This is a genomic window from Amycolatopsis sp. FBCC-B4732 (assembly GCF_023008405.1).
GTDB classification, from domain to species: domain Bacteria; phylum Actinomycetota; class Actinomycetes; order Mycobacteriales; family Pseudonocardiaceae; genus Amycolatopsis; species Amycolatopsis pretoriensis_A.
The window spans coordinates 4,827,806-4,837,718 of the sequence record NZ_CP095376.1 but is presented as its reverse complement, the minus strand read 5'-3'; the positions used below and the strand labels follow the sequence as shown (position 1 = coordinate 4,837,718).

Sequence of the window (9,913 nt, the reverse complement as noted above, 5' to 3'; positions counted from 1 at the left end):
CGCCATGACCGAGGACAAGAAGCTCGTCGAGTACCTGAAGTGGGTCACCGCCGACCTCGCCAAGACACGCAAACGCGTCGAGGAGCTCGAAACGGCGGAACCGGAACCCGTGGCGATCGTGTCGATGGCCTGCCGCTACCCGGGCGGGGTCACCTCGCCCGAGGGGCTGTGGGACCTCGTGCTCGACGGCGGTGACGGCATCGGAGCGTTCCCCGAAGACCGGGGCTGGGACCTGGGAGGTCTGTTCGGCGATGAAAGAGGACGTTCGTACGTTCGTGAAGGCGGTTTTCTCGACCACGCGGGCCGCTTCGATCCTGGCCTCTTCGGCATCTCCCCGCGCGAGGCGCTGGCCATGGACCCGCAGCAGCGCCACCTCCTCGAGGTCTCCTGGGAGGTGATCGAACGCGCCGGAATCAACCCGCTTTCGCTGCGCGGCAGCAAGACGGGCGTGTTCGCCGGCGTGATGTACCACGACTACGGCCAGGGCGCGCAGTTCCCCGAAGAGGCGCTGGGCTTCCTCGGCGTCGGCACCGCGGGCAGCGTGCTGTCCGGCCGCGTCTCCTACACCCTCGGGCTGGAAGGCCCGGCGGTCACCGTCGACACGGCGTGCTCGTCGTCGCTGGTGGCGATGCACTGGGCCGCGCAGGCACTGCGGGCCGGCGACTGCGAGCTGGCGATCGCCGGCGGTGTCACGATCATGGCCACCCCGGGGTCCTTCGTGGACTTCTCGGCGCAGGGTGGCCTCGCCCGCGACGGGCGGTGCAAGTCCTACGCGGAGTCCGCCGACGGCGTCGGCTGGGCCGAAGGTGTCGGCCTCGTCCTGCTGGAGCGGCTGGCGGACGCGCGCCGCCACGGCCACGAAGTCCTCGCCGTGCTGCGGGGTTCGGCGGTCAACCAGGACGGCGCGTCCAACGGCCTCACCGCCCCCAACGGACCTTCGCAGCAGCGGGTGATCCGGCAGGCGCTCACGGGTTCCGGGCTCACGGTGTCCGATGTGGACGTCGTCGAGGGCCACGGCACCGGCACGCCGCTGGGCGACCCGATCGAGGCGCAGAGCCTCCTGGCGACCTACGGCAAGGGCCGCACGACGCCGCTGCTGCTGGGGTCGGTCAAGTCCAACATCGGGCACACCCAGGCGGCCGCGGGGGTCGCGGGCGTGATCAAGATGGTCCAGGCCATGCGCCACGGCGTCGTGCCGAAGTCGGTGCACCTCGACGAGCCGTCGTCCCACGTGGACTGGACGGCGGGCGCGGTCGAGGTCGTCACCGAGCACACGCCCTGGCCCGCAGTCGAGCGCGTCCGCCGGGCCGCGGTGTCTTCGTTCGGGATCAGCGGCACCAACGCCCACGTGATCCTCGAACAGCCGGAACCGGTCGAGCAGACCGAAACCGAGGCGCGACCCGGTGTCCGCGCGTTCGTCGTGGCCGGGCGCACCGAAGCCGCGCTCGCCGCGCAGGCCGCCCGCCTGCGTGAGCACCTCGACGCCGGGGAGATCACTTCCGCGGACCTGGCGTGGTCCCTGGCGAAGTCGCGGGCCGCCCTCGAACACCGGGCCGTCATCGTCGCCGAGGACCCGCGCGACGACCTCGCCGCGCTGGCCGCCGGCACGCCCGGCCCGGCGGTGACCACCGGCGTCGCCGACATCGACGGCCGGGTCGTGTTCGTCTTCCCCGGCCAGGGCGCGCAGTGGGCGGGCATGGGCGCCCGGCTGCTCGACGAGTCACCGGTCTTCGCCGCCCGCATCGCCGACTGCGAAGCCGCGTTGTCGCCGTACCTCGACTGGTCGCTGACCGACGTCCTGCGCGGGACCGCCCCGCTGGACCGCGTCGACGTCGTGCAGCCCGCGTCGTTCGCCGTGATGGTCGCCCTCGCCGCGCTGTGGCAGGCCCACGGGATCACCCCGGACGCCGTCGTCGGCCACTCCCAGGGCGAGATCGCCGCGGCCTGCGTGTCCGGCGCGCTCGACCTCGCCGACGCCGCACGGGTCGTCGCCCTGCGTAGCCAGGCCATCGCCCGTCGGCTCGCCGGCGCCGGGATGATGCTGTCGGTGTCGGTGCCCGCCGCCGACGTCGAAGCCCGCCTCGCCCGGTTCGAGGGCAGGCTGTCGGTCGCCGTGGCCAACAGCCCGTCGTCCGTCGTCGTCGCCGGCGACCCGGCCGCGGGGGAGGAGTTGCTCGCCGAACTGGCCGAAGCCGGCTTGCGGGCCCGTCGCATCGACGTCGATTACGCCTCGCACTCCGCGCACGTCGAGCTGATCTCCGGCGAGCTGGCGACCGCGCTGGCCGGGCTGAAGCCGCGGCCGTCGGAGATCCCGTTCTTCTCCACAGTGGACGGTGAGTGGCTCGACACGACCCGGCTGGACGCCGGTTACTGGTACCGCAACCTGCGGCAGCGCGTCCGGTTCGAGGAGGCCATCCGCGAGCTGCTTTCCCTGCAGTATCAGGCTTTCCTGGAAATCAGCTCGCACCCGGTGCTCAACGTCCCGCTGCAGGAGATCGCCGAGGACGCGGGCGCCCGCGCGGTCGTCACCGGCACGCTGCGCCGCACCGACGGCGGCCTCGACCGGTTCCTGACCTCGGTGGCGAAGGCGCACGTCCGCGGCGTCAGCCCGGACTGGGCGAGCTTCCTGGCCGAGGGCGCGAAGGTCGTCCCGCTGCCGACGTACGCCTTCCAGCACGAGAACTACTGGCCCGAACCCGCTCCGGCGGCCACCGCGGACCCGGCGGAGGCCGAGTTCTGGACCGCGGTCGACGACGCCGACTTCGCGTCGCTCAGCAGCACCCTCGACGTCGAAGAGGACGCGCTCACCCGCGTGCTGCCCGCGCTGTCTTCGTGGCGCCGCCGCCGTGGCGAACAGTCCGCTGTGGACGGCTGGCGCTACCGCGTCACGTGGAAGCCGTTGCCCGCCGGGACAGCCCCGACCGGACGCTGGCTCGCGCTGGTGCCCGAAGACTTCGACCTGCCCTTCGACGCCGACCGGCTCGTGGTGGCACCGGACGCCGACCCGGTCGAGGTCCTGCGTGCGGGACTCGGAGAGTACGCGGGGGTCGTTTCCTTCCTGGAACTCGACGGGACGACGTTCACGAAGACCGCCGCACTCGTCGAATTCCTCGCCGAAGCCGACCCGGTGGTCCCGCTGTGGGCGGTCACCCGCGGCGCAGTGTCCGTAGGCCGCTCGGACCCGCCCGCCGACCCCGCCCGCGCCGCGCTGTGGGGTGCCGGGCGAGTGCTCGCGCTGGAGTACCCGCGGGCCTGGGGCGGCCTGATCGACCTGCCCGAAACCCTCGACGAGCGGGCCGTGGCCCGGTTCGCCGCCGCCCTCGGCGGCGTGGAAGACCAGGTCGCCGTGCGCGCGTCCGGGCTCTTCGGCCGCCGGCTCGTGCACGCCGCGGCCGGGGGCGCCGCCGAACCGTGGCGCCCGCACGGCACGGTGCTGGTCACCGGCGCCGAGGAAGGCTTCGGCGCGCGGGTGGCCGGGTGGGTCACCGGGTGCGGTGCCCGCGTCGTGACCGCGGTGCCCGAGGACCGGCAGCTCACCGCCGTCCTGCACACCGCCGGGATGACCGGCGACCCCGGCGCGTGGACCACCGCCGTCCAGCTCGACGAAGCCCTCGCCGGCACCGACCTCGAAGCGTTCGTGCTGTTCACGTCGGTGAGCGCGGTGTGGGGTGCCGAAGGCCAGCGCGACCGCGCCGCCGTCGACACCGGCCTCGAAGCCCTCGCCCGGCACCGCCGCGACCGCGGCCAGGTGGCGACCGCCGTCGCGTGGAGCGCCTGGGCGGACACCGGCGTCGCCGAAGACGAGGAGACGGCCGGGTTCCTGCGCGCCCGCGGCCTCCCGCCGCTGCCGGTCGAGCAGGCGCTGCTCGCGCTCGGCCAGGCCGTCGCCCACGACGACACCGCCGTCGTGCTCGCCGACGTCCGGTGGGACCGATTCGTCCCGGCACTCACTTCCCGCCGCGACGGGACGCTGCTCGACGAGCTGCCCGAAGTCCGCGCGCTCGCCGACGCCGGTCCGGGCGATGTCACGGCGGCGTCGGGTCTGCCGGCCCGCCTGCGCGAGATCGACCCGCGCGAGCGCGAGACGCTGCTGCTCGACCTGGTCCGTGAGCAGGTCGCCGGCCTGCTCGGCTACGCCGGCGCGGCCGCGGTCGAGCCCCGCCGCCCGTTCAAGGAACTGGGTTTCGACTCGCTCACCTCGGTCGAACTGCGCAACCGGATCAACGCGGCCACCGGCCTCACCCTGCCGTCCACCCTGGTCTTCGACCACCCGCGCCCGGACGCCGTCGCCCGGCTCCTGGCCGCCGAACTGCTCGGCGACGACGACCAGGCCGCGGCACCGGCCGCGGCCGGCGTGGTCGACGGCGACCCGATCGTCGTGGTCGGCATGAGCTGCCGCTACCCGGGCGGCGTCCGCTCGCCCGAGGACCTGTGGCGCCTGGTCGCCGACGGCACGGACGCGATCACGGAGTTCCCCGGCGACCGCGGCTGGGACCTGCTGGGCCTGCAGGGCGGCGCGTCCTACGTCCACGAGGGCGGTTTCGTCGACGGCGTCGCGAACTTCGACGCCGGGTTCTTCGGCATCTCCCCGCGCGAAGCCCTCGCGATGGACCCGCAGCAGCGCCAGCTCCTGGAAGTGGCGTGGGAGCTGTTCGAACGCGCCGGCGTCGACCCCGAAGGCCTGCGCGGCAGCACCACCGGCGTCTACGTCGGCGGGTCCGGCAACGGCTATTCGCCGCCGCCGGAACTCGCCGGGCACCTGCTCACCGGCGCCGCCACCAGTGTCCTGTCCGGCCGGATCTCCTATCTGTTCGGGCTGGAAGGCCCCTCGGTCACCGTCGACACCGCGTGCTCGTCGTCGCTGGTCGCGCTGCACATGGCCGCGCGGGCGCTGGCTTCGGGCGAATGCTCGCTGGCCGTCGCGGGCGGCGTGACGGTGATGGCAACGCCGAGCGCGTTCGTCGAGTTCAGCTACCAGGGCGGCCTCGCCGCCGACGGGCGCTGCCGGTCGTTCGCCGAGTCCGCGGGCGGCACCGGCTGGGCCGAGGGCACCGGCCTGCTCCTGCTGGAGCGGCTGTCCGACGCCCGCCGCAACGGCCACACCCCGCTGGCGGTGCTGCGCGGCACCGCCGTCAACTCCGACGGCGCGTCCAACGGCCTCACCGCCCCCAACGGCCCCTCGCAGCAACGCGTGATCCGCCAGGCACTCGCCGGCGCCGGACTGTCCACATCGGACGTCGACGCGGTCGAGGCGCACGGCACGGGGACGTCCCTCGGCGACCCGATCGAAGCCCAGGCACTCCTCGCCACCTACGGCCGCGACCGCGACGAGCCCCTGCTGCTGGGCTCGATCAAGTCGAACCTCGGGCACGCCCAGTCCGCCGCGGGCGTCGCGGGCGTGATCAAGATGATCGAAGCGATCCGCCGCGGCGTGCTGCCGAAGACGCTGCACCTCGACGAGCCGACGTCCCAAGTGGACTGGACGGCGGGGTCGATCTCGCTGCTGACCGAGCAACGCGCCTGGCCCGAGACCGGCCGCGCCCGCCGCGGTGCCGTGTCGTCGTTCGGGGTCAGCGGCACCAACGCGCACGTGATCCTCGAACAGGCCGGCGGCACCGAGGTGCTCCCGGCCGCGGTGACCGGCCCGGTGCCCGTGCTCCTCTCCGCCCGCACCCCCGAGCGGCTCGCCGCTCAGGCCGCGCGGATCGCCGATTTCCTCGCCACGGAACCGGAGCTGACCGACCTCGCCGCCGCGCTGGCCACGACCCGCACGCACTTCGACCACCGGGCCGCGGTCGTCGCCACCGACCGGGACGAGCTGCTCGCCGGGCTGCGCGCGCTCGACGGCCCGACCCTGGCCGCGCCGGAGGGCAAGCTCGCGATCCTGTTCGCCGGGCAGGGCAGCCAGCGCCTCGGCATGGGCCGCGAGCTGGCGGCCACCTACCCGGTGTTCGCCGACGCGCTCGACGCCGTGCTCGCGCACCTCGACGTCGAACTCGACCGCCCGTTGCGCGAGGTCGTGCACGGCGACGACGCCGAGCTGCTCAACCAGACGCAGTACGCGCAGGCCGCGATCTTCGCGTTCGAAGTCGCGCTGTTCCGGCTGCTGGAGTCGTGGGGGATCACCCCGGACCAGCTGGCCGGGCACTCGGTCGGCGAGATCGCGGCCGCGCACGTCGCCGGGGTGTTCAGCCTGGCCGGGGCGTGCCGGCTGGTCGCCGCGCGCGGCCGGCTCATGCAGGCGCTCCCGCCGGGTGGCGCGATGCTTTCCGTGGTGGCGAGCGAAGAAGAGGTCGTCCCGCTGCTCGGCGACGACGTCGTGATCGCCGCCGTCAACGGCCCGCGCTCGGTCGTCGTGTCCGGCACCGAAGCCGCCGTGCTCGCGGTGGGGGAGCACTTCGCCAAGACCCGGCGGCTCGCCGTCTCGCACGCCTTCCACTCGCCGCTCATCGAACCCGCGCTGGCCGAGTTCGGCCGGGTGGTGGCCGGGCTCGAACTCGCGGCGCCGTCGATCCCGATCGTCTCGACCGTCACCGGCGACGCCGACTTCACCTCGCCGGAGTACTGGGTGCGGCAGGCGCGGGAAGCGGTGCGGTTCGCCGACGCCGTGACGACCTTGGCCGGCGCGGGCGTCACGACGTTCCTCGACGTCGGCCCGGACGGCGTCGCCGCCGCGATGGCGGCCGAGAGCCTCACCGGTGGGGAGACCGTCGCGGCCGTGCGTGCCGAGCCCCGGACGCTGGTCACCGCGCTCACCCGCCTGCACCACGCGCGGGTGCGCGTCGACTGGGCGAAGTTCTTCGGCGGCGGCCGCCCCGTCGCGCTGCCGACGTACCCGTTCGCCCCGGACCGCTACTGGCCCGAGGGCTTCCACGGCGCGAACGGCGACCTGCGCCTGTCCGGCCTGCACTCCGCCGAGCACCCGCTGCTCGGCGCCGGTGTCGCGCTGCCGGAGTCGGGCGGGTTCCTGTTCACCGGGGCGCTCTCGCCGCAGCTGCAGCCGTGGCTGGCCGACCACACCGTGGACGGCGTGATCGTGTTCCCCGAGGCCGGGTTCGTCGAACTGGCCGTGCGCGCGGGCGACGAGGTCGGCTGCGACCTCGTCGAGGAGCTGACCGTCGAGGTCCCGCTGACGCTGCCGCCGGTCGGCGGCGTGCACGCGCAGGTCGTCGTCGGCCCGGAAGGGACCGCGGGAACGCGCGAGGTGACCGTCTGGACCCGGCCCGAAGGCGCGGGGGAGCACCCGTGGACGCGGACCGCGGCCGGCCGGCTCGCCCCCGGCGCGCCCGAGCCCGCGGTCGACCCGGCGTGGCCGCCCGCGGGCGTGGAGATCGAACTCGACGGCTTCTACGAGGACTTCGCCGAGGTCGGCGCGGCCTTCCGGGGCCTGCGGTCGGCGTGGCGCTCGGGTGACGACGTCTTCGCGGAGGTGGCGCTGCCGGCCTCCCGCCAGGACGACGCGGCCGCGTTCGGCCTGCACCCGGCGCTGCTCGACGCGGCCCTGCAGGCGGTGACCCTGCTGGACGTCCCACTCCGCCCGGCGACCGGCTGGACGCGGTTCGCGCTCCACGCCGGTGGCGCGGCGGCCGCGCGCGTCCACCTCCGCCGGGACGGCGACACGATCGCGCTCACCCTGACCGACCCGGCCGGGGCGCCGATCGCGTCCGCGGCGTCCGTGTCGTTCGGGGAAGCCGCCGTCGCGACGGCGCAGGGGCACGACTCGCTGTTCCACCTCGAGTGGACGCCGCTGCCGGAGGTTTCGCCGTCGGGACGGCGGCTCGTCGTGCTGGGCGAGGACGCGACCGACCTGGCCGGTCTGGTGGCCGCGGCGAAGGACGACGGCGTGGCCGTCGTCGGAGTGGACACGAGCGGCGACCCGGTCGCCGCGACTCATCGCGCGACCGCGCAGGTGCTGGACCAGCTGCAGTTCTTCCTGGCCGCCGACGACGTCCAGGTGGTGTTCCGCACCGGTGGCGGTCCGGCGGCCGCGGCCGTGCAGGGCCTGGTCCGGGCGGCGCAGTCGGAGAACCCGGGCCGGTTCGTGCTGGTCGACGGGGACGCGGCCGACGTGGCACTGGCTTCCGGCGAACCGCAGGTTTCGGTGCGCGACGGCGTCCCGCACCGCGCCCGGCTGGTCCGGGCCCCGGCGGCGGACCGGCCGGAGCCCGGCTTCGGCGACCCGGACGGCACGGTGCTCGTCACCGGCGGCACGGGCGGGCTGGGCCGGCTGCTGGCCCGGCACCTGGTGACCCACCACGGCGTCCGGCACCTGCTGCTGGCCGGCCGGCGTGGCCTCGGCTCCGCCGGCGCCGCGGACCTGGTGAACGAGCTGAAGGGCCTGGGCGCGGACGTCCGCGTCGCGGCGTGCGACACCGCCGACCGCGAAGACGTCGCCGACCTGCTCTCCGGCGTCCCCGAAGGCCACCCGCTGACCGCGGTGGTGCACGCGGCGGGCGTCCTCGACGACGGCGTCGTGGGCTCGCTGACGCGAGCGCGGCTGAAGAAGGTGCTGCGCCCCAAGGTGGACGGCGCCTGGCACCTGCACGAGCTGACCCGCGGCCTCGACCTGAGGGCGTTCGTCCTGTACTCGTCGGCGAGCGGCCTGCTCGGCGGCGTCGGCCAGGGCAACTACGCGGCGGCGAACTCGTTCCTGGACGCCTTGGCGGCGTCGAGGCGGGCGGAGGGCCTGCCGGCGGTGTCGCTGGCGTGGGGCCCGTGGGCGCAGGCGGACGGCATGGCGGGCACGCTCGCCGACGTCGACGCCCAGCGCCTGGCGAAGTCCGGCATGCGCCGCTTCACCCCGGAGGAGGGCCTGGCGCTGTTCGACACGGCGGTCGCTTCCCCGGCCGCGATGGTCGTCCCGGTGGGCCTCGACCTGACGGTGCTGCGCGGCCACATCGTCCCACCGGTCCTGGGCGACCTGGTCCCGAAGACCCGCCGCACGGCCCGCATCGACGCCGACGGCGTCCGTTCGTTCGTGCCGCGGCTCGGCGAGCTGGCCCCGGACGCGCAGTCCCGCGAGCTGCTGACCCTGGTCCGCGAGCTGGCGGCAAGCGTCCTGGGCCACGGCTCCCCGGCGGCGATCGACCCGGACACGGGCTTCACGGAGATCGGCTTCGATTCCCTGACGGTGGTGGAGCTGCGCAACCGCCTCGGTTACGCGACGGGCCTGACGCTGCCGGCGACGGTCCTGTTCGACCACCCGAACCCGCGGGTGCTGAGCACGCACCTGCTGTCGCTGCTGAGCCCGGAGCCGGTGGACGCGTCCGCGCAGGTGCTGTCGTCGCTGAGCAGCTTCGAGGCGCTGGTGGGGGACCCGTCGCTAGCCCCGGAGACGGTGGGTTTCGTGACGACCCGCTTGCGTTCGCTGCTGGACCGGCTCGGCGGGGACACCGAGTTCCTGGAGTCCCTGGACTCGGCGAGTGACGGGGAGCTGTTCCGCCTGATCGACTCGGAGCTGGGCGCGGACTGAGGTCGCCGCCGGCCCTGTGAAGCCATGAAAGGGTCGTTCACGTCACCAGACGACGTGAACGACCCTTTCATGACGTCCGCCCGGTGGCGCGCGCTGAACCCCGGCCGGGCACGAAAAACCGGGTCGGGGAGGGGATCCCCGGCCCGGTTCGAGTGGAAATCAGGCAGCCACGGCCTGGAAGGTGCGCGAGTTCCACTGCACCGCCAGCGCGGTCAGCCCGATGATCGCCACCGCTTCATGACGTCCGCCGGCGGTCGGTCGTGCCAGAGGTGTCATCCGCGGCCTCACCCGGTGGCGCGCTCTGAACCCCGGCCGGGCACGAAAAACCGGGCCGGGGGAAAGGATCCCCGGCCCGGTTCGAGTGGAATTCAGGCAGCCACGGCCTGGAAGGTGCGCGAGTTCCACTGCACCGTCAGCGCGGTCAGCCCGATGATCACCACC

1 protein-coding gene is annotated in these 9,913 nt (G+C 74.4%); it reads left to right on the top strand.

Annotated elements, in window-relative coordinates; all coding sequences use genetic code 11:
• Positions 1–34: 34 nt before the first annotated feature.
• Complete coding sequence (locus MUY14_RS46950) at positions 35–9,472, top strand: SDR family NAD(P)-dependent oxidoreductase (RefSeq protein WP_396126862.1); 9,438 nt, start codon at positions 35–37, stop codon at positions 9,470–9,472.
• The last annotated feature ends 441 nt before the right edge of the window (positions 9,473–9,913 follow it).